General features: G+C 33.5%; 15 protein-coding genes. 2 read left to right on the forward strand and 13 right to left on the reverse strand.

The genetic code is table 11. The features are described from left to right. Positions 1-17 precede the first annotated feature (17 nt). The 3 genes from ABD941_RS01955 to ABD941_RS01965 form a co-directional block, all read right to left on the reverse strand. Positions 18-527 carry a Crp/Fnr family transcriptional regulator gene (locus ABD941_RS01955; RefSeq protein ID WP_345272292.1) on the reverse strand — a complete coding sequence of 170 codons (510 nt, stop codon included), beginning with the start codon at positions 525-527 and terminating at the stop codon, positions 18-20. A 197-nt stretch (positions 528-724) separates the two neighbouring features. Continuing rightward, entirely contained in the window at positions 725-1,144 is a 420-nt protein-coding gene (locus ABD941_RS01960) for a DUF3995 domain-containing protein (protein ID WP_345272293.1), read from the reverse strand. A gap of 97 nt (positions 1,145-1,241) precedes the next feature. Further along, on the reverse strand, positions 1,242-3,101 hold the full coding sequence (locus ABD941_RS01965) for a PLP-dependent aminotransferase family protein (RefSeq protein WP_345272294.1): 1,860 nt from the start codon (positions 3,099-3,101) through the stop codon (positions 1,242-1,244). Positions 3,102-3,196: 95 nt separating this feature from the next. On the opposite strand from ABD941_RS01965, the gene ABD941_RS01970 reads away from it, so the two are divergent. Together ABD941_RS01970 and ABD941_RS01975 are read left to right on the forward strand one after the other, a co-directional pair. Further along, positions 3,197-3,697: a metallophosphoesterase family protein gene (locus tag ABD941_RS01970; protein WP_345272296.1), complete on the forward strand. Its 501-nt coding sequence runs from the start codon at positions 3,197-3,199 to the stop codon at positions 3,695-3,697. 100 nt (positions 3,698-3,797) lie between these two features. After that, the gene (locus ABD941_RS01975; RefSeq protein ID WP_345272297.1) at positions 3,798-4,226 is read left to right on the forward strand and encodes an FKBP-type peptidyl-prolyl cis-trans isomerase; all 429 of its coding nucleotides are present in this window, start codon (positions 3,798-3,800) and stop codon (positions 4,224-4,226) included. Positions 4,227-4,311: 85 nt separating this feature from the next. On the opposite strand, the gene ABD941_RS01980 is transcribed toward ABD941_RS01975, so the two are convergent. The 10 genes from ABD941_RS01980 to ABD941_RS02025 form a co-directional block, all read right to left on the reverse strand. Beyond that, complete coding sequence (locus ABD941_RS01980; protein WP_345272299.1) at positions 4,312-10,197, reverse strand: BspA family leucine-rich repeat surface protein; 5,886 nt, start codon at positions 10,195-10,197, stop codon at positions 4,312-4,314. Between the two features lie 201 nt (positions 10,198-10,398). Further along, positions 10,399-11,934, reverse strand: coding sequence for a YifB family Mg chelatase-like AAA ATPase (locus ABD941_RS01985; RefSeq protein WP_345272300.1), 1,536 nt, complete (start codon positions 11,932-11,934; stop codon positions 10,399-10,401). Positions 11,935-12,139: 205 nt separating this feature from the next. After that, positions 12,140-13,384, reverse strand: a complete 1,245-nt coding sequence (locus ABD941_RS01990; RefSeq protein ID WP_345272301.1) for an alginate export family protein — start codon at positions 13,382-13,384, stop codon at positions 12,140-12,142. A 165-nt stretch (positions 13,385-13,549) separates the two neighbouring features. Beyond that, on the reverse strand, positions 13,550-14,383 hold the full coding sequence (locus ABD941_RS01995; protein WP_345272302.1) for an ABC transporter ATP-binding protein: 834 nt from the start codon (positions 14,381-14,383) through the stop codon (positions 13,550-13,552). A gap of 8 nt (positions 14,384-14,391) precedes the next feature. Next, positions 14,392-15,240, reverse strand: coding sequence for an ABC transporter ATP-binding protein (locus tag ABD941_RS02000; protein ID WP_345272303.1), 849 nt, complete (start codon positions 15,238-15,240; stop codon positions 14,392-14,394). 78 nt (positions 15,241-15,318) lie between these two features. Beyond that, positions 15,319-16,425: an ABC transporter permease gene (locus tag ABD941_RS02005; protein WP_345272304.1), complete on the reverse strand. Its 1,107-nt coding sequence runs from the start codon at positions 16,423-16,425 to the stop codon at positions 15,319-15,321. Between the two features lie 134 nt (positions 16,426-16,559). Continuing rightward, positions 16,560-17,954, reverse strand: a complete 1,395-nt coding sequence (locus tag ABD941_RS02010) for a CmpA/NrtA family ABC transporter substrate-binding protein (protein WP_345272305.1) — start codon at positions 17,952-17,954, stop codon at positions 16,560-16,562. A gap of 325 nt (positions 17,955-18,279) precedes the next feature. Further along, a complete protein-coding gene (locus ABD941_RS02015) occupies positions 18,280-18,987 on the reverse strand; it encodes a cytochrome c3 family protein (RefSeq protein ID WP_345272306.1) in 708 nt (235 codons plus the stop codon). Between the two features lie 18 nt (positions 18,988-19,005). After that, the gene (locus ABD941_RS02020; protein WP_345272307.1) at positions 19,006-20,034 is read right to left on the reverse strand and encodes a 2Fe-2S iron-sulfur cluster-binding protein; all 1,029 of its coding nucleotides are present in this window, start codon (positions 20,032-20,034) and stop codon (positions 19,006-19,008) included. Positions 20,035-20,047: 13 nt separating this feature from the next. Beyond that, entirely contained in the window at positions 20,048-20,527 is a 480-nt protein-coding gene (locus ABD941_RS02025; protein ID WP_345272309.1) for a hypothetical protein, read from the reverse strand. Positions 20,528-20,568: the final 41 nt, after the last annotated feature.

Here is a 20,568-nt window from a genome sequence, read left to right on the forward strand (position 1 = left end):
TCTAAATCAAAAAATATTTATAAAGACCGTATTCTGCTTAATGTCTCTTGTGTCATCCCTAAATATGAAGCCAACATTCCTAGTGGGACTCGGGTTAATTTATTTTTTGAAGCTCTCTCAAAGAATTTATAACGTTCTTTTGCAGAGTTGAATTGAAGAGATATAATACGCTCTGACTGCTCTAAAAAATATTTTGAAATCAACATTCTCCCAAAACGTTCCATTTCAGGAAAGTCTATAAAGCAATCTTCAAGATCATCTATTGATATTTTTATTACTTCTGTTTCTTCTAAAGTTTGAATATAAAAATGATCAGGAATGTTTTGCAGAAAACTATAAATAGAAGTTATCCATTCATTTTCTGCTGAAAAGTTGTCTGTAATTTCTTTTCCATTTTTTAAATAATAAATTCGTACAAGTCCTTTTTTTATAAAAAATGTATTTAAACAAGCTCTATTTGGTTCGTGGAGAAAGTGTTTTTGAGGCAATATATTTTCTTGGCAAATTTTTTCAAGTCTTAATTTCAACTCATTTGAAACTAAAATAAAGTTTGAAATATGGTTTATTAGATTTTTGATATTACCTTAAAGTTAGATTGTGTTATTACTTTCTATATTGTGCAGTCGTCAATTTCCATATAAATATAGCATATTTTAGTTTTTATGAAAGCAAGGGGTAATAATTAAACCTAAAGGAATCCTAGATATAGTGTTAGCAACATTTTTTATTTTATTAATTGAATTATTATACCCATAACACCTATTATTAAGCACAATGGCGATAATAGTTTGGTGTCAAGTTTTCCAAATTTCGTTTTTTTAACGCTTTTGAAAAATCCGATATATTTAAATTCTCCTACTGCCCTTAAAATAAATATTAGGGGTATCAACCAACTTCCATATTTCATTATCCATTTAGGCAAATGATATGCAATTAATCCAGATTTAAAGATGTAAAAAAGACCAAACACTATTAATACAATTCCAACTATTGCACTATCAATTCTTTTTGGGTTTAATACTCTTTCTCCATTTCTTTTGGTTGGTAGAGATTCTATAAAACCAAATTTCCCACCAATTACCCAATTAAAATGAATCAACCCTAGTAATATAAAAACAAAGCTTAATAAAATAGATAGAATCATAATTTCAATATGGTATTCGAAGTTAGTTGTTTTTTTTGACAAAGTCAAAGATAATTCTTCATCAATTTGTTGCAGATTAAAACTAAAATCAAAACTCTTAAATATTCCCTACAAACTCTAAAAACACGTTTTTATGAGCTTTTAGATCCATATTTGGAGACAATGCCACACGAACAATATAATCTTTATCGCCTTCTTTAGTGGTACCTTGTGTAGATGTTGCTGGTATGGTCCAATAACAACCTTTTAACTGCCCATAGCTCACACAGAACTTACTTTCATTGGGGAGTTCTGTAATCATTAAATTGATCAATTTTAGATTTAAGGTTCTTTTATAGGCTTCTTTTTCTTCATCTGTATGGCCTTTAGTGGGTAAATCTAATGAAAATACAGATGGCGTAAAGCCTTGTTGCGCCAATACTTCTGAAACAAAATTGATTTTCGCATCTGGCAAATTAGCATTAATGAAGCTTACAAACTCGCGTGTATTGGTATAGGCGTCATGAATCCTTTGATTCATTGATGGTAATTGTTTTGCCAATAGTTCCATTTGGAGCTCAGTAGCTTCGTTATCGCAAAGCTTGAGATGGGTTTCTATGTTGTCCATCAACCCTTCTGCTTTTTTATTGGCTACACAGTAACCCGCTGTACATAACCCGCCACTTGGAAATTTAGATCCACTGATATATGAAATGGTTCTAACAGTTGAAAGCATGTCATCATCACCTAAAAATTGCACATTCGGGCAAAAGGTTTGGTCTAAAATAAAAACAGGATCGATAGCTGTTTTACCTGTTGCTGTTTTACGGGTTGCGCTTAAAACGGCTTTTAATTTTATAAGATCTGGAACTTCTACTCTAGGATTGGTTGGAATTTCAGCAATTATGTATGGTACAGCATCGTGATTAGCAATCTTAGTTAAAACCATATCGATACTCTCAACCATATCATTATCACCATCTACTGGTAAATCTACCACTTCAACATGTTCAATACACGCAGCTACACGTCTTGCTTGGTCGTTTGTTCCGCCATAACAATTTGGAGGCACAATAAATTTAATCGCTTTTCCTTTGTGCCTGTCTATTGCATCATGGACCAAGCCCATCATAATCGCGTACTGGATAGATAATCCACTAGAACCCACCAATGCTTTTGTACGTGTACCCGTAATGCTAGTAATGGAACCTAAAACTTGTACTTTATTTGCATTAAGGTTATCTATTTCAACATCAAAAGCTTCCTTATTGATTAGAAACTTTAAGGCCATTAGACAATTGCCTGGTGTCATGGCAATGGTTTCTCTTCTTCGGACATGCTGAATTTCTGAAATATAAGGTGTATTACCTTCGCCATTTACCAATAAAACGCTTCCGAGTTGGGGATGGACATTAATAAAAAAGTCAATATTAGAAGTGTTATTGAAATTACAAATATCATCTGATTGCGAAATAAAAATGATACTACTGTTACTCCGATAGCTATCGGGAACGTGGATGTCTTTTATGTCTTCAATATATTTTAAATCAAATACATAACCATAAACGCGTTGCAGTATGTCGACATCAAAAGTATCAGGCAATTGACCTGTATAAAAAATTTGAGTGTTTTTATTATCTATTAGGTTTTTTCTTAAAATGGCTAAAAGGGGAACTGTCTTTGATGAAAAACTAATGACATGATTTGGTTCTTGATGATTTAACTTCGCTATGGCCCATTCAAGTATTGAAGATAATGGATGCCCTAATCGAATATAGTCATAAGCTGTAGGCAATGCATGGAGTGCTGATGATGCCGAATTATTGGTATTATATAAAGTTTCAAACTGTTCTAAAAATTGAATTTTAGCCAATTTTTCATCATAAACATCTAGTCTATGCGTGGTTAAATTTAGCCAATCGGTTGGCATATTTTCTAATACGTCTTTAATATAATCTAACATGTTATTGTCTTCCATAATTTTATGCTGAAATATAAAGAAATTTAACTGATTCTTTTGAAGTTTATTTGGTATTATTATAACTTTACCAACATAGATGACCATAATAATCCATGACCAAAATATTGCTCCTTTCGGACACGCATAGCTTTATTAACAATGATATTTTAAAGTACGTTAAACAAGCTGATGAAGTCTGGCATGCCGGTGATATTGGTGATTTAAAAGTTACCGACGCCATTAAAGCTTTTAAACCCTTACGCGGTGTTTATGGCAATATTGATGATGCCCAAGTGCGTTTAGAATTTCCCGAACATAACCGATTTATGTGTGAAGGTGTTGATGTTTGGATAACGCATATTGGCGGTTATCCGCCAAAATACAATGTAAGAGTTACTGAAGAAATCAAGGAAAACCCACCAAAATTATTCATTTGTGGGCATTCGCATATTTTAAAAGTCATGCCTGATAAAAAACTAAACCTCATCCATATGAATCCTGGTGCTGTTGGTAAACATGGGTTTCATAAGGCTAGAACCATGCTTCGTTTTACTATTGATGGTAAAAAAATTGATAATTTGGAGGTTATTGAATTTCCTGTTAGGCATCCATAAAATCTCATATAAAAGTATATTTTAAGAATATTTCATTTTTAAAACTGGGGCAATCCTATGATTAATTGTAAATTTGCAGCCATTAAAAAAAATAATATTTATGAGTCAAGTAAAAGAGAATGATACGGTAAAAGTGCATTACACAGGAAAATTAAGCAACGGGCAGGTTTTTGATAGCTCGTTGGAAAGAGAACCTCTTGAGGTAACTTTAGGGCAAGGTATGCTTATTCCTGGTTTTGAAAAAGGCATTATGGCTATGGCATTAAACGAGAAAAAAACAATTAATATTCCTGTTGCTGAAGCTTATGGTGAAGTGCAACAAGAATTGTTTTACGATGTAAAGAAAGAACAACTTCCGCAAGATATGGCTCCTGAGGTTGGTATGGGACTAGCGTCTAAAGGTGAAGATGGTAGAGAGGTACAATTTCGTATTGCTGAAGTTAAAGAAGATCATATTGTTGTTGATGCTAACCACCCATTAGCTGGACATGATTTAACTTTTGATTTAGAACTTGTTGAAATAAAATAGAATTTCACTATTAGCTGAAATGAAAAAGCCTAGATTCAGTCTAGGCTTTTTTTATATCCAGTTAGAGTTTATATGTCAAGTAATATTACCGAATTAAACTAAAATGCCCTTTTAATATTTTCCCGTTTCTATAGGTTATTAGATACCAATATTCATCATTTGGCATAAGGCTCCCATTGAATGTACCATCCCAACCTGCAGAAATATTTCCAATCTGTTTTAATAGCTTTCCGTAGCGATTGTAAATAGAAATATGTAAAACTTGATTTGATGTGTTTGGTACTATCCAATAATCATTTCTCATATCATTATTTGGTGTGAAAAACTTTGGTGGCAAATGTCTATTAACAGCAACTATTTCTGTGGTAAAAATTTCTTCCGAACAGGCTACGGGATCCCCATCTGAATTATAAGGTATTACATTGACATAAATAAGTGTGTTTTCTGGTAAATCTGCTGATAAATTATAACTAGACACATTACCAACATCAAACATATTCAAGATATCAATCCCTCCTGAACTTGTACCTACAGTCAACTTATAACCTGTTGCATTTGAAACAGGGTTCCATGCCAAATCTGTTCCGATTGATACATCTGTAGCACCTGCTAATGGCAAAGATAAAGTGGTACACTCAGGTAATGTTATTGAAGTTTCTGTAGTAAAAATTTCTTCCGCACAGGCTACGGCATCCCCATCTAAATTATAAGGTATTACATTGACATAAATAAGGGTGTTTTCTGGTAAATCTGTCGATAAATTATAACTAGACACATTACCAACATCAAACACATTCAAGATATCAATCCCTCCAGAACTGGTTCCTACAGTCAACTTATAACCTGTTGCATTTGAAACGGGATTCCATGTCAAATCTGTTCCGATTGATACATCTGTGGCACCTGCTAATGGCAAAGATAAAGTGGTACACTCAGGTAATGTTATTGAAGTTTCTGTAGTAAAAATTTCTTCCGCACAGGCTACGGCATCCCCATCTAAATTATAAGGTATTACATTGACATAAATAAGGGTGTTTTCTGGTAAATCTGCCGATAAATTATAACTAGACACATTACCAACATCAAACACATTCAAGATATCAATCCCTCCAGAACTGGTTCCTACAGTCAACTTATAACCTGTTGCATTTGAAACGGGATTCCATGTCAAATCTGTTCCGATTGATACATCTGTGGCACCTGCTAATGGTAAAGATAAAGTGGTACACATTGGTAAGGATATTGAGAATCCGGTAGTAAAACTTTCAGAAGAACAGCCTCCAATAGCATCACCATCTGCATTATAGGGTATTATTCTAACAAATATTTGAGTGTTTTCAGGTAAATCAAAAGACAAATCATAAGTTAAAACATTGCCCAAATCAAATTCACCAAAAAAGTTATCGTTTGATCCAATATTAAACCTATAACCTGTAGCATTTGAAACAGCATTCCATGTGAAATCTGTTCCAATTGGCACATCAATAGCTCCTGCTAATGGTAGTGATAAGGTTGTACATAATGGAACTGAAGTTATTGTTAATTCAAAATCTTGTTCTGAACTACAGCCTAAGCTAAAACTATCGTAAATATAAATTGTAACTGGATAAGAAGAAAAATCATTAAAATCAATAACATCGCCAGCATTATAGACAGTTCCCGTACCATTCGGACCAGTATAATATCTTTGATTCCCTGTAAGGTTTGCTCCGGTAATTATTGGTAACGTATAACTTGTTGAAACGGTTTGGTCTACAATATCATCAATAATAGGTCTAGTAACTAACCCGCCATCTGTTATGGTCCAGTTATCATTAGCAACCATATTTATTCGAGCTGACTCACCAGCACAGTATTTACTATTACCTCCATCAAAGGTAACATTAGGATTCAAATTCTGTGCGTCCCAACCAATAAGTAGAGCGTCATAATTTACTACAGAAAGCGTTGCTCCTTCAAACATACCTGTAGCATTTAAAATATTACTTACGTTCCAATTTCCTATATCTTGGTTAAATGAAATGGCATTTAAAAACATCCACTGCATATTAGTAACATTACCAACATTCCAATTTCCTATATTTTGATTGAAGGAACTGGCTCTCATAAACATTCCAAGCATATTGGTAACGTTATCAACAGACCAATCTCCTATATACTCATCGAACAAGCTAGCTCCACTAAACATAGCTTGCATATTAGTAACATTACTAACATTCCAATTTCCGATATCTTGATTAAATGAAGTTGCACCAGAAAATGTAGATGCCATATTGATGACATTACCAACATCCCATCCACCAATATCTTGATTAAACGAACTAGCTCCACCAAACATGTCTACCATATTGGTAACGCTACTTACATCCCAATCACCTATATCTGCATTAAACACAATAGCTTCATTAAACATGGTCTGCATGTTTATGACATTACTTACATCCCAATCACCTATATCTTGATCAAATGAACTAGCTCTATAAAACATAAAGCTCGCATTAGTAACATTACTGATATCCCAATTACCTATATCTTGATTAAATGCACTAGCTTCACCAAACATAAAACTCATATCAGTAATGCTACTTACATCCCAATTACTTATATCATAGTTAAAAATAGTAGCTCCATAAAACATATTATATAAACTAGTAACATTGGACAAATCTGGACTATCTGTAAAATTCCCTTGTAAATTACCACAACCGAAAAAAGCAGATTGCATGGATAACCATTGATTATCTCCCCATTGTTCAATAGTTAATAGCTTATCCTTATCACCTAAACCATTAAAAAATATTCTCGGAAAAGTTCCTGTAACGCTAACCGTATAAGTTCCTGGTGTAGCATAAGTATGCGTAGCACTTCCTGTTTCTGTTGTTGGCAGGGTACCATCTCCCCAATCTACTGTATAATTATAACCCCCTCCTGTTGTTGGAATGGTAATTTGATTGTTATTTGACACTCCAGGGTTATCTGTTTTCCAGGTGGTTATAAAAGGATTTTCTACTTTATTGATTACCAATTGGAAATCTTGCTCTATACTACAACCAGAAGTCCCTTCATCATAAATGTAAAGTGTTATTGGATATGTTGCAAAATCAGAAAAACTTATAACATCTCCAGCATTATAAACCGTACCCATTCCATTAGTTTCTGTATAGTATTTTTCATTGCCTGAAAGGTCTATACCAGTAATTATTGGTAAAGTAAAACTTCCCGATGCATTTTGATTTGCTAAATCATTAATGGAAGGCGCTGCAATACCTCCGTCAACAATAGTCCAATTATCACTAGCAATCATAGTTGACCTAGCTGTTTCCCCTGCACAATATTTACTGTTTCCACCATGAAAATCAACATTTGATTGCAAAGTTTGAATATTCCAACCTATAAGTAAAGCATCATAATTAGCAACAGACAATTTTGCCCCCATAAACATCGACGACATATGACCAACATTACTAACATTCCAATTGCTTATATCTTGATCAAATGAAGTAGCATTTTCAAACACAAAAATCAAAGATGTAATATTACTTATATCCCAATTCCCAATATCCTGATTAAAAGATGTTGCATTGGAAAACAGATACTCTATAAAAACAACATTACTTAGATCCCAATTACCTATGTCTTGATTAAAAGATGTTGCATTGGAAAACATACCTGCCATAAAAACAACCTTACTTAAGTCCCAATTCCCAATATCTTGATTAAAAGACGTTGCATTTTTAAACATATACTCTATTGAAGTAACATTACTTATATCCCAATCACCTATGTCTTGATTAAAAAACGTTGCATTTTCAAACATAGAATTCATAAAAATAACACTACCTAAGTCCCAATTACCTATATCCTGATTAAAAGACGTTGCATTCTTAAACATATTGCTCATGTAATCCACTAAACCTGTATTCCAATTACCAATATCCTGATTGAAGGAAGAAGCTCCTCGAAACATTGAATCCATTTCCCATACATTACTAACATTCCAATTTCCAATATCTTGATTAAATGAAATAGCATTATAAAACATACCACTCATATCATTCACTGAACTTGTATTCCAATTACCAATATTCTGGTTAAAGGAAGAAGCATCTCGGAACATATTACTCATACTATTTACTAAACTTGTATTCCAGTTTCCTATATCTTGATTAAAAGAAATAGCACCACTAAACACGCTCCTCATATCTCTTACATGACTTACATCCCAACTTCCTATATTTTGATTGAATGCTATTGCTCCAGCAAACATACCTACCATATCTGTTACGCTACTAACATCCCAATTACTTATATCAGAATTAAATAACAAAGCATCACCAAACATATATATAGTGCTTGTAACATTAGATAAATCTGGGCTATCAGTAAAATTTCCTTGCAGATTGGTACAACCCCAAAAAGCAGCATACATGGATGTCCATTGATTATCTCCCCATTGATCAATGCTTAATATTTTCTCTTTATCACCTTGATTTCTAAAATAAATATGGGGAAAAGTTCCTGTAATGCTAACCGTATAAGTTCCTGGTGTAGCATAGGTATGTGTAGCATTTCCTGTTTCGGTTGTTGGCATAGTACCATCTCCCCAGTCAACAGTATAATTATAACCCCCTCCCGTTGTTGGAATGGTAATTTGATTGTTATTTGATACTCCAAGGTTATCTGTTTTCCAGGTGGTTATAAAAGGGCTTACTCCGTTATTGATTACCAATTGGAAATTTTGCTCTATACTACAACCAGAAGTCCCTTCATCATAAATATATAGTGTTATAGGGTATGTTGCGAAATCAGAAAAATTTATGATGTCTCCACCATTATAAGACACTCCTGTTGCATTGGTTCCTGTATAATATTTTTCATTTCCTGAAAGATCTACCCCAGTAATAGCTGGTAAAGTGAAGCTTCCTGATGCATTTTGATTTACTAAATCATCAATCGCAGGAGCAGCAATACCTCCATCCGTAATAGTCCAATTATCACTAGTAATTATATTTAACCTAGCTATTTCCCCTGCACAATATTTACTATTTCCTCCATGGAAAGGAACATTTAGATTTAAATTTTGCGCATTCCAACCTATAAGTAGGGCATCATAATTGGTAATTGAAAGTGTTATATCCCTGAACATATTACTAGCATCTGTAACGCTCCCTATATTCCAATTACTTAAATCTTGATTAAATGAAGTAGCACCATCAAACATACTTCCCATACTTGTCACATTACTTACATTCCAACCTCCAATATCTTGATTAAAACTTAAAGCATCTTTGAACACCCAAACCATACTTGTCACATTACTTACATCCCAATTACTTATATCTTGATTAAATAAACTTGTATCCCAAAACATTCCATCTATTCGTTGAACATTCCCCGTGTTCCAATTACTAATATCTTGATTAAAAGAAGTAGCTCCCCTAAACATGAATGACATATTTTGAACATTACTTACATCCCAATCGCTTATATCTGAATTAAATAAAGGTACATTACTAAACATCGAACCTAAGCTAACAGCAATCGATAAATCAGGTTTATCTATAAAATTACCTTGCAGATTACTACATCCATCAAAATTCAAAGCTAACCATTGAGCATCACCCCATTGCTCAATAGTAAGCAGTTTCTTTTCATCTCCATAATTATCCGAAGCAAACATGGACAAAGGACCTACAATACTGACCGTGTAAATCCCAGGAGTAACATATGTATGAGTAGCAAAACCTGTTTCAAAAGTTGATGGTGTGCCATCTCCCCAGTCTACAGTAACACCTTCTCCAACTATTGGTATTAAAATTTGGTTATCGTTTGAAGTCCCTGGGTTATCTGTTTTCCATGTGGTAACAAAAGGAATCGTTCCTAAAAGTATTGTGCTATTCGCTTTTGAAATAAAGAAAAAAAGTATAAAAAAAAGTGAACTATAAAACTTGATTAGGGAATGTTTAATCATTTAATAAACCTAATAATTGTTTAAATATAAATAACCCATTAAAGGTCTAAATGCACTAACTGTCTGTTAATTTTTAATAAAAATACATATTTATATGCATCAATCCTTTTCTTTTCGTCAAATAACGTTTTTATAAGAAAAATGGTTTTTTTATTGTAAAAAAATGCGTTATGAACTTAATGTTATCAAAATGATAGCTTTTTACCCCAACCACCCTTCTCTATCTAAACTTCTATATTGAATGGCTTCACTGATATGAGAACCATTTACTTCACCAACACCTTCTAAGTCAGCAATAGTTCTAGCGACTTTCAGAATTCTATCATAGGCTCGAGCTGATAGATTTAAGCGTTCCATAGCGGTTTTTAATAAGTGTTTAGAGACTTCATCTAACAAACAATGTTTACGTATTTGCTTGGTATTCATTTGTGCATTATAATGTACGACATCTGACTCTGCAAAACGATTGGTTTGGATTTCTCTAGCTTTGGTAACGCGTTTTCTAATATCAACAGAGGTTTCCCCTTTTCTGTCATCTGATAGTTTTTCAAAAGGCACAGGAGTTACTTCTATATGAATATCTATTCTATCTAACAAGGGACCTGAAATTTTACTTAAATAGCGTTGCATTTCAGCAGGACTGGATGTTACTGGTGCATTGGGGTCGTTAAAATAACCACCTGGACTTGGATTCATACTCGCCACCAACATAAAGGATGACGGATAGGTAACTGTAAATTTAGCACGCGAAATGGTTACTTCTCTATCTTCCAGCGGCTGACGCAATACTTCTAAAACGCCACGCTTAAATTCTGGTAACTCATCTAAAAACAAAACGCCATTATGCGATAAAGAAATCTCTCCAGGTTGCGGAAAGGCACCACCTCCAACAAGAGCAACATCTGAAATAGTGTGATGTGGACTCCTAAAAGGACGTTGCGCCATCAAACCTGTATCTTTTACACGACCTACTACGGAATGAATTTTAGTAGTTTCCAATGCTTCATATAAAGTCATGGGTGGTAAAATACTCGGCAAACGTTTTGCCAACATAGTTTTACCCGCACCTGGTGGTCCTATTAAAATAATATTATGCCCACCTGCTGCCGCAATTTCCATACAACGTTTTATGCCTTCTTGTCCTTTTACATCCGAAAAATCAAATTCTGGAAATTCTAAGTTTTTATAAAACTCCTTGCGTGTATCTATAATGGTTTGCTCTAAGGGGTCGCCTTTATCAAAATAATTGATAACTTGCTCAATGTTATCAATGCCATAAACTTCCAATCCATCAACAATGGCGGCTTCTTTCGCATTCTGCTTAGGCAGAATAAAACCTTTAAAACCTTCTTCTATTGCTTTAACCGCAATAGGTAATGCGCCTTTAATGGGTTGCAAACTACCATCTAAAGATAATTCGCCCATAATTAAATACTGCTCTAAATCTTCCGCTTGAATTTGTTTTGAAGAGGCTAAAATACCAATGGCTAAAGTTAAATCGTAAGCTGAACCTTCTTTTCGTAAATCGGCGGGAGACATATTGATGATAATCTTTTTTCCCGGGATTCTATAACCGTTATTTTGAAGTGCCGCCGCAATACGGTAATTACTTTCCTTAATAGCATTATCTGGCAAACCAACTAGGTGATAACCAATGCCTTTATCTATATTAACCTCAACTGTAACTGTTGTAGCTTCTACACCGAAAACGGCGCTTCCAAAAACTTTTTTAAGCATAAATTTTTTTTAATGCTTAAATGTAAGAAATGTATTTTACATATCGTAAAATTTAAGCTATTCCATCAAAAATAATACTGACAAAAATTGAATAGAATAACAAAAAAATCCCGCCAAGGCGGGATTCCATATAAATTGGATCATCAAACTAATTAACACTAAAAGAAAATTATTTTTCCAATTTTATAACTCATATTCTGGTTGGTTATTTAGTACCGTTTAAAAATTTAGGTTTTATAATTAACATAGCCCATGCCCAGTTCTGTGTATCTTTTACACCAGGTATATCAGAGATATCACTTGGCTCAAAAAAGTGAGAATAACCTCCTACCAACTTAAATTCTTTGAATTTCTTAGCTAATACCAAGTCTATTTCTGTTCCTAAATCTTTACTTTCAAAAGCATTAGCATCAGAATGCTCACTAAAGTAATGTCCTGCCAACGTTACAGCAACTCCAGAAATTTTAGTCTTATAGGCTAACTTTAAATCTTTTAAACCTCCTGCATTTCCGTGATTACCCACATAGAATCTATCAATTAAACCATTAAACGCATGGTTAGTTCCGTATAGAGGGAAGAATGCTGCAGACTCACTATTTCTTCCTGAAATAATTTCATAAGTTAAACCGATAGAGTTAGTATCATTCAGTTTATATTTTGCACCTAAGCTTGCTAAAAATGCGCCTTTAACATCTACTCCACCAATTCTTTCGCCGTCTTGAATGAAAAGATTTGAAGTTAAAGTCAAAGCTTTTAGCTTATAATCTGCGTGTAAACCAGCTGTTATTAAGCTAGACTTATTCATACCATCGACATTGGAATCTTGAAAAGTATTTACTAACCCTAAAAAAGAGATGTTTAAATTACCACTCTTTTTATTTGCCCTTACAAATACCATATCTCGATAAGAAAATAACGCAGAAGTATTGTACACTTCATCTATTGTGGTGTTTAAAGCACCACCTATATCTAAGCTGTACCCATCTTTACTGTATTTATAAACTGCAGCATCATGAGTTCTTGCCTGTTGTGCCCATCCTAGTCCTCCTAGAATTCTTTGATCATCATAGGATAATGGCTGACGACCTATTTTTAAACTTGAAGATGCTCCCAGTTTCAAATCAGCCCAAGCCTCTTGAACTCTAAAATTTCCATTTCCAGCAGTAGAAATTTGAGGTCTGTCTCCATAAGCGAATACTTCTTGAAAACTAGTAAATACAGTGTAAGTTTCTGCTTTATATTTTGCCTTTAGAGCTACTCTTACTGATGTTCTTAAAAAACCTTCATCTGCATCTGTTGCTGTTTGTGCAGGAAAAGTTCCTCCTGTAAAATTACCACCATTACCAAAGTATTCAGTACGTGGTCTAAACTCTCCTTCTAACGTAAATTGCGCTTGTGCAAATTGAATCATCAATGCTATCAAGCTTAGTAAAACATATTGTTTTCTCATAGTTCTCTGTTTTTAAAATTTGATTGTGTATTTAAGTTATTGTTTTTAATTAATTATTTGCTTTTTATCTCTGCAAATATATGTTCGCATATATCTTGAATTTATGACTTTTCGCATGTTTCATACTTATAAAAGATATAATTGTCTTTTTTATTTTATTTAAAGTTAATGTTCTAAAAAATCTATTAAATGCTTTCTGTATTTGTAATAATCGTTATGTTCTAAAACAGATTTCCGTGTTCTTGGTCTTTTAAAATCTATATCTAAAATATCTCCAATTTTAGCTTTTGGTCCACTGGTCATCATGACCACTCTGTCCGCTAAAAAAATAGCTTCATCAACATCATGGGTAATCATAACTGCGGTAATTTTTTCTTTATTCCAGATTTCAATTAGTATATCTTGCAACTCGCCTCTAGTTAAAGAATCCAGCATTCCAAATGGTTCATCCAGCAACAGTACTTTTGGTTTTATTGCAAAGGCTCTAGCAATACCGACACGCTGTTGCATCCCTTGAGATAGTTCTGATGCTTTTTTGTTAAATGCATCTTCTAAACCTACTTTTTGTAAATAGTATTTGGCAATATCGTTACGTTGTGCTTTTGTAGCATGCGGAAATACCTGATTAACGCCTAATAACACATTTTGAAGTGCTGTCATCCAAGGCATTAAACTTGGCGACTGAAAAATTACGCCTCTATCTGGCCCTGGTCCTTTAATATGTTTTCCTAATACAGAAATATTTCCACCAGAAATTTCATTAAGCCCTGCAATCATAGATAGCATAGTTGTTTTACCACAACCAGAGTGCCCAATAATGGTCACAAATTCCTCCTTCATTATCTGAAGATTTAAATCTTCCAAAACGGTGTAATCACCTTTGGGCGTTGGGTATACTTTCTTAAGGTTTTTTAAATCCAACATGACTCTGGAAGGTTTAAAGAGTCCATTCTCTTTTATCACTTCATTGGTCTTAGTTTCTATAGTATCTGTAGTCATATGTTTATTTATTTAAAGCGTCCAACAAAACTTTTTGGTTCCAATTCCGGTAATTCAATTAAGACTTGTGCTTCCGATTTTCGCTCATTTCCTATATCCATTAAATACTCAATAATGGCGTTTCTTGTTTTTTTGAAATTCGGGTTATCATTCAATTCTGTTTTATCACGCGGACGTTCAATATCAATTTTAAACTCAGGACCTAAAGTAGCATTGGGTCCCGGTCGTAATGGGATAATACGGTCTGCCATATAAATACCTTCATCAACATCGTTGGTAATCAATAATGCCGTACGTTTATCTTTTCCCCAAATATTTAATATTTCATCTTGAAGGTTACCACGCGTTAATGCATCTAGAGCTCCAAGGGGTTCATCCATAATAATCATTTCTGGTTTCATAGCCAATGCTCTGGCCACGGCTACACGTTGACGCATACCACCTGATAATTCTTTTGGACGTTTATTAATTGCGGGCGTTAAACTCACCATTTCCACATACTCTGCTACTATAGTTTTTAGCTCTGATTTAGACTTTTTAGGAAAGGCTTCTTTTACAGCCATATATACATTCTGCTCGACTGTTAGCCAAGGCAATAAGGAATAATTTTGAAAAATAACACCTCGTTCATGACTTGTTCCAGAAACGGGTATACCTTTAAACAATACCTCACCTTGTGTAGGCTCTAACAATCCATTGATTAAATTAACTAATGTTGTTTTTCCGCTTCCTGTAAATCCTACAATGGCAACAAACTCACCTTCTTCTATTGATAAATTAATATTCGAAAGCACTTCGGTTTCGTTTTCACCTTGACCGTAGGTTTTATATATATTATTTAATTCTAAGTATGCCATTTTCTCTATGTTTAATTGTTTATTTGTTGATGTGTTTATTCGATTGCACGATTAAACATTTAAACAAATCCACATAATTTATATCGCTTCAGTTTTATTAAAAGACACCCAGTTCTGTATGATTAACATTAATCGGTCTAATAAAAAACCGATAATACCAATAACAAACATGGCTACAATAATTTTAGCGTTGGAATCGTTAGCTCCATTCTGGAATTCTTCCCAAACGAATAGTCCTAAACCTGGACTTTGAGCCAATAATTCAATAGCAATTAGTACCATCCATGCTACTGATAGTGTAATTTTTAAACCTGTAAATATTAATGGTAAAGACGATGGCAATACGACTTTAAATACTTTTTGAAAAGGTCCTAGCTTTAACACTTTAGCCACATTTATATAATCTTTATCTACGCTAGATACACCCATTGCGGTATTTACTAATGTTGCCCACATAGAACATAGACCCACACTTATAAACGAAATGGTAAATGAGCTATCCTCACTAGAATCAATCAATAAAGTTTTAACAATCATAAATACGAGCAAGTACCAAACTACTGGAGATACGGGTTTAAAAATTTGAATAAACCAATTAAATGCACTTTTTAAAGTAGAGCTCAAGCCTATAAAAATACCTAGTGGCACAGCAATTAATAGGGCTAATAAAAACCCAGCAAATACTGTTTTTAAACTTCTAAATATTTGATCTACAAATGATGGTCTTCCTGTATATGTAATAGGGTTTTTGCCTTCGGCAATTCGCTTTTCATTTAATACTGCCGTTTTTTCTATAAAAGCTGCTTTATCTGCACTAATGCTATTATGATCTCTTAATAAGGATTTATAAGAGTCCCAAACTTGACTAGGCGATGGCAAAGTATTTGGTTGACAACTTGAATCTCCTGATGCTATACATGCGCGCATGGCTTCGGCAGCTTCTGCTCCTTGATCTGTAAGGGCTTTTTCTATTTTAAATTCTGCTTCTATATTGTACAAAGACTTTGAGCCCATGTGCCATAGTCCAATAAATAATAGAACAGAAGCAAGTGGCACGACTACTTTGCGTAGGAAACCTTTAAAATCTTCCTTTTCCAGCTTCCCAGTAAATAAGTCTTTTAAAGTACTTAAAAAACCTAATTTCATAAACTTGGTTACTTTTCCTAATGTTATACTTTGCTTCATCAGTGCTTTGTTTTAGTGTTACTCTTACTTAATATTGATATTTGTCATTTCGAACGCAGTGAGGAATTTCATCACTTTTGAGATTTCTCGTCGCTCGTTGCTCACTCTGTCGAAATGACAAACAATATTTTGTTTTACTTTACAGCGTTATCTTTATTTCCAATTTTAAAACTGTTGATATATGCAATTGGGTCTTTAGCATCATAAGATGTCCCATCAATAAAATCAGTAGTTATTGGCTTATAACCATCGGTTGTTGGAATATCTCCAGCTGGAATATTTCCTTCTTCCACTAAAAGTTTAGCTGCTTTTGTCCATATATCTGGTCTGTAAATATCTTTAATGGTACTAGCATACCAATCTGCTGGTTTAGCTTCTGGGATTTGCCCCCATCTTCTCATTTGTGTTAAGAACCAAATACCATCAGAATAGAACGGGTATGTTGCATTGTATTTATAGAACACATTAAAATCAGGCATATCACGTTTATCACCTTTTTCGAATTCAAACGTACCTGTCATAGAATTTGCTAATACGGCTTCTGGTGCGCCAACATATTGAGACATTGATAATATTTTTACTGCTTCTGCTCTGTTGCCTGGTTCATCTAACCATTTACCAGCTCTAATTAAGGCTTTTGTAACTGCAATTGCCGTGTTAGGGTTTTCGTCAACAAATTTCTTGGTCATTACAAACACTTTTTCTGGATTGTTTTTCCAGATATCATAATTTGTAGTTACTGGCACTCCAATACCTTTAAAAACGGCTTGTTGGTTCCAAGGCTCACCTACACAGTATCCATAAATGGTACCTGCTTCTAAAGTTGCTGGCATTTGTGGCGGTGGCGTTACTGATAGCAAAACTTCTGCATCAATTTGTCCTTGAACGTTTTCCGCAGTATACATACCTGGGTGAATGCCTGCAGCTGCTAACCAATATCTTATTTCGTAGTTATGTGTAGACACTGGAAATACCATACCCATTTTAAAGGCTTTTCCGTTTGTTTTGTATTCATCAATTACTGGTTTTAAAGCTTCTGCTTTAATAGGATGGATGGGTTTTCCGTCTGCACCTTTTGGTACATTTGGTTTCATTTTAGACCAAACATCATTGGAAACAGTAATACCATTTCCGTTTAAATCCATTGAAAATGGTGTTACCAATTCGGCTTGACGTCCAAAACCTGCTCCTGCAGCAATTGGTTGACCTGCTAACATATGCGAACCATCTAATTGACCATCAATAACGCGGTCTAATACATTTTTCCAGTTAGATTGTGCTTCAACTGAAACAAATAAACCTTCATCTTCAAAAAATCCTTTTTCTTTGGCAATGGCTAAAGGTGCCATATCTGTTAATTTGATGAAACCAAAAGTTAATTGTGGTTTTTCAATATCTAATGTTTTTGTTTTTGAAGTTTCTGTAATAACTTCTGCGGTTTCAGTTTTCTTTTTGTCTTTTCCACCACAAGAAAATAGTAGTACTGCTATTGGTAGAATCCAAATTGATGTTTTAAATAGAGATTTCATATTTTTTAGTTTTAATTAATCTAAGTATTAATACTTATTTTATGCAAATATATAAGTAGAGTTAGTCTTAGATTATGTTAATACACATATCCAATCATCTTTTTTCACATAACAATACCTGTATAAAACCATGTTTTTTAACTATATACCTGGTTTTAAGATTTTTAAAATCTATAAACATAAAATATTTAACTACTTAAAACCCTAAGTATTTGAAGTGAAAATTAAAAAACACTACGTATTTTTACAATACTTGATTTTGTATAGTGAAGTATTGGGATTATAAGAAAGAATACGTTGTTTTTATAAACAGATAAAGTAAAGCTTATTCCTCTAAGGTTTTTAACCATGCTTCTTGAGATAAAGCAATATATTTTTTACTTGTTCCATAAGGATCTTCCCCACCTTCAAAATAGTTTTGAATAAGTTTCATAGGAATAGTATCAGCCAATTTCTCAGGCACATCATATTTATGGTTTCCATGAAAATCATGACATTGAATACATGTAAACCATTCTTCTTTAGCTATCAAATCCTTATGGGATATATCCAACGGGTCGTTTTCAACTTCTAATTCTTGATGACAGTTCATACAATAATTAATAGAAGCTACTGATACACGTTCTTCTTGATGCTCGGTATGGCAAGTTATACAGGTAGTCGCATCAATATGTTTTGTTGCTTCTTTAAATCTTGGCTCTGAAAAGCGATATATAGGGTGTCTATCATTAGGCCTATCATGGCATTGCATACAATTATCTGCACTTACATCTTGAGTACCAAAATCCACACCTTCTTCTCTAGCACCAGCTGCATGTGAAATATTAGATTGCAGTTGCTGCATTAAATTTCCTTTAGCATCTGCATGACATGCAAAACAAGATAAATCTTGGTGACCAGTATTCATTGGCCCAATGGAGATATATGTTTCGGTAGCATCTAAAGTCAAAATATAAAATATTGAAACCCCTAGAACTAAGCCTATAACACCTCCTAAAAATTGTCTTTTACGTAACGGACTTACCTTAAACATCAAATTAAAATTTTTAAACTATATTTCTATAACTACCTTTTTTGTAACTGGATAGCTAATACAAGTTAGAATATCACCATTTTGAACATCATTTTCTGGAAGGAAATGACCATCAATCATTTTAACCTCTCCTTCTATACATTTAGCTTTACAAGTAGAACACATCCCTGATCGACAAGAATAGGGTATTACTATATTTTCAGACATGGCCTGTTGCAATATGGATTTATCTCCTCTTACTTTCAATCCATGTGCTTTCCCTTCAAACTTTAAAGTAACATCGCTTATAAGGTTTTTGCCCGTAGACTTAACATCGGGACTTTTAAAAACTTCTAGCTTGATTTTGTCCCTTGTTATACCGTTTTCTTTTAACACATCTTTTATCTTTTCCATGTAACCAAATGGGCCACATATCATATAGACATGATCTGCATAAGTTAAATTATGCTTTAATAATATATTATCTATCAATGCTTTAGTAGCTAATCCTGAGTGATAATTATTGTTATCAATCTTGTTTGAAGAAACAATATGTTCAACTGAAAACTTTTCTGAATAACTCTTTTCCAGTGCTTTAATTTCATCATGAAAAATTATGGAATCCATATTTTGATTTGCATAAATCAACAAAACCTTAGAATCTTTTTCTTCAGTTAAAACAGATTTTATAATTGAAAATATTGGTGTTACGCCGCTTCCTCCGGCAAACAACACATATTGTTTTTTAGATTTATTTGTAGGTTCTACAAAAAAGGACCCTGCAGGATCACTAACTTCTAATTTATCCCCTATTTTAAGATGATCGTGCACATAGTTTGAAACCAAACCCTTTTCAACACGTTTTACAGTGATTTTTAAATCTTTATCTGTATAAGGATTACTGCTAAAGGAATATGCTCTCTTTTGAACCATTTTATCTATGGGCACATGAACTGTTAAAAATTGCCCTGGTTTATATTTTAGCTTTTTGAAGAGGTTTCCGTTTTTAAAACAGATACTTACGGCATCATTAGTTTCTTTAACTATATTTTTAACTAGTAACTTCATATACTATCTTAATCTATTTATAATAAAACACCATTGTAATATGAAACAGGACCAATATTGTAACTATTAATGATAATGCCACATGCGTAATCATCCACCCTTTAAATAATGCATCACTATTATTTTTGATAACATCTAGATTTAAATATCCAAGCAGTGTATTTGAGAAAAACACATAGGATAACAAAAGCAAATAGCCATAACCCAATCCTATACTATGGACATAAAAAAACAAGGGGCTTACAGCACCTAACCATTTATGAATAGTTTGCATTGACATAGCATACTTTCTAAATTTTTTGATTACTCGTGTGCCTGTCAAAACCCATTGAAACATTATAAATAAAGCCAAAACCAATCCGGACCAACGTTTATACATTTCTTGTTGCTGAAGTACCGATAGCCAACTCCATTCTAATTTCAAAAAAAACTGTAAAAAGAAAGCGCTTAACAGCACTAAACCCAATAAAGTGGATTTGCTTTTAATTACCATAAACTACAAATGATTTGAATAGAAAAACAACCTAAAAATCT

The organism is Flaviramulus aquimarinus, from assembly GCF_039543205.1.
Classification (GTDB): Bacteria; Bacteroidota; Bacteroidia; order Flavobacteriales; family Flavobacteriaceae; genus Flaviramulus_B; species Flaviramulus_B aquimarinus.

Excerpts from the sequence above, each read along its gene's own strand:
- ABD941_RS01980 (WP_345272299.1), bottom strand. The coding sequence starts at position 10,197 with ATGATTAAACATTCCCTAATCAAGTTTTATAGTTCACTTTTTTTTATA.
- ABD941_RS02005 (WP_345272304.1), bottom strand. The coding sequence starts at position 16,425 with ATGAAGCAAAGTATAACATTAGGAAAAGTAACCAAGTTTATGAAATTA.
- ABD941_RS02020 (WP_345272307.1), bottom strand. The coding sequence starts at position 20,034 with ATGAAGTTACTAGTTAAAAATATAGTTAAAGAAACTAATGATGCCGTA.
- ABD941_RS01965 (WP_345272294.1), bottom strand. The coding sequence starts at position 3,101 with ATGGAAGACAATAACATGTTAGATTATATTAAAGACGTATTAGAAAAT.
- ABD941_RS01990 (WP_345272301.1), bottom strand. The coding sequence starts at position 13,384 with ATGAGAAAACAATATGTTTTACTAAGCTTGATAGCATTGATGATTCAA.
- ABD941_RS02000 (WP_345272303.1), bottom strand. The coding sequence starts at position 15,240 with ATGGCATACTTAGAATTAAATAATATATATAAAACCTACGGTCAAGGT.
- ABD941_RS01970 (WP_345272296.1), top strand. The coding sequence starts at position 3,197 with ATGACCAAAATATTGCTCCTTTCGGACACGCATAGCTTTATTAACAAT.
- ABD941_RS02025 (WP_345272309.1), bottom strand. The coding sequence starts at position 20,527 with ATGGTAATTAAAAGCAAATCCACTTTATTGGGTTTAGTGCTGTTAAGC.
- ABD941_RS01960 (WP_345272293.1), bottom strand. The coding sequence starts at position 1,144 with ATGATTCTATCTATTTTATTAAGCTTTGTTTTTATATTACTAGGGTTG.
- ABD941_RS02010 (WP_345272305.1), bottom strand. The coding sequence starts at position 17,954 with ATGAAATCTCTATTTAAAACATCAATTTGGATTCTACCAATAGCAGTA.
- ABD941_RS01995 (WP_345272302.1), bottom strand. The coding sequence starts at position 14,383 with ATGACTACAGATACTATAGAAACTAAGACCAATGAAGTGATAAAAGAG.
- ABD941_RS01975 (WP_345272297.1), top strand. The coding sequence starts at position 3,798 with ATGAGTCAAGTAAAAGAGAATGATACGGTAAAAGTGCATTACACAGGA.
- ABD941_RS02015 (WP_345272306.1), bottom strand. The coding sequence starts at position 18,987 with ATGTTTAAGGTAAGTCCGTTACGTAAAAGACAATTTTTAGGAGGTGTT.
- ABD941_RS01985 (WP_345272300.1), bottom strand. The coding sequence starts at position 11,934 with ATGCTTAAAAAAGTTTTTGGAAGCGCCGTTTTCGGTGTAGAAGCTACA.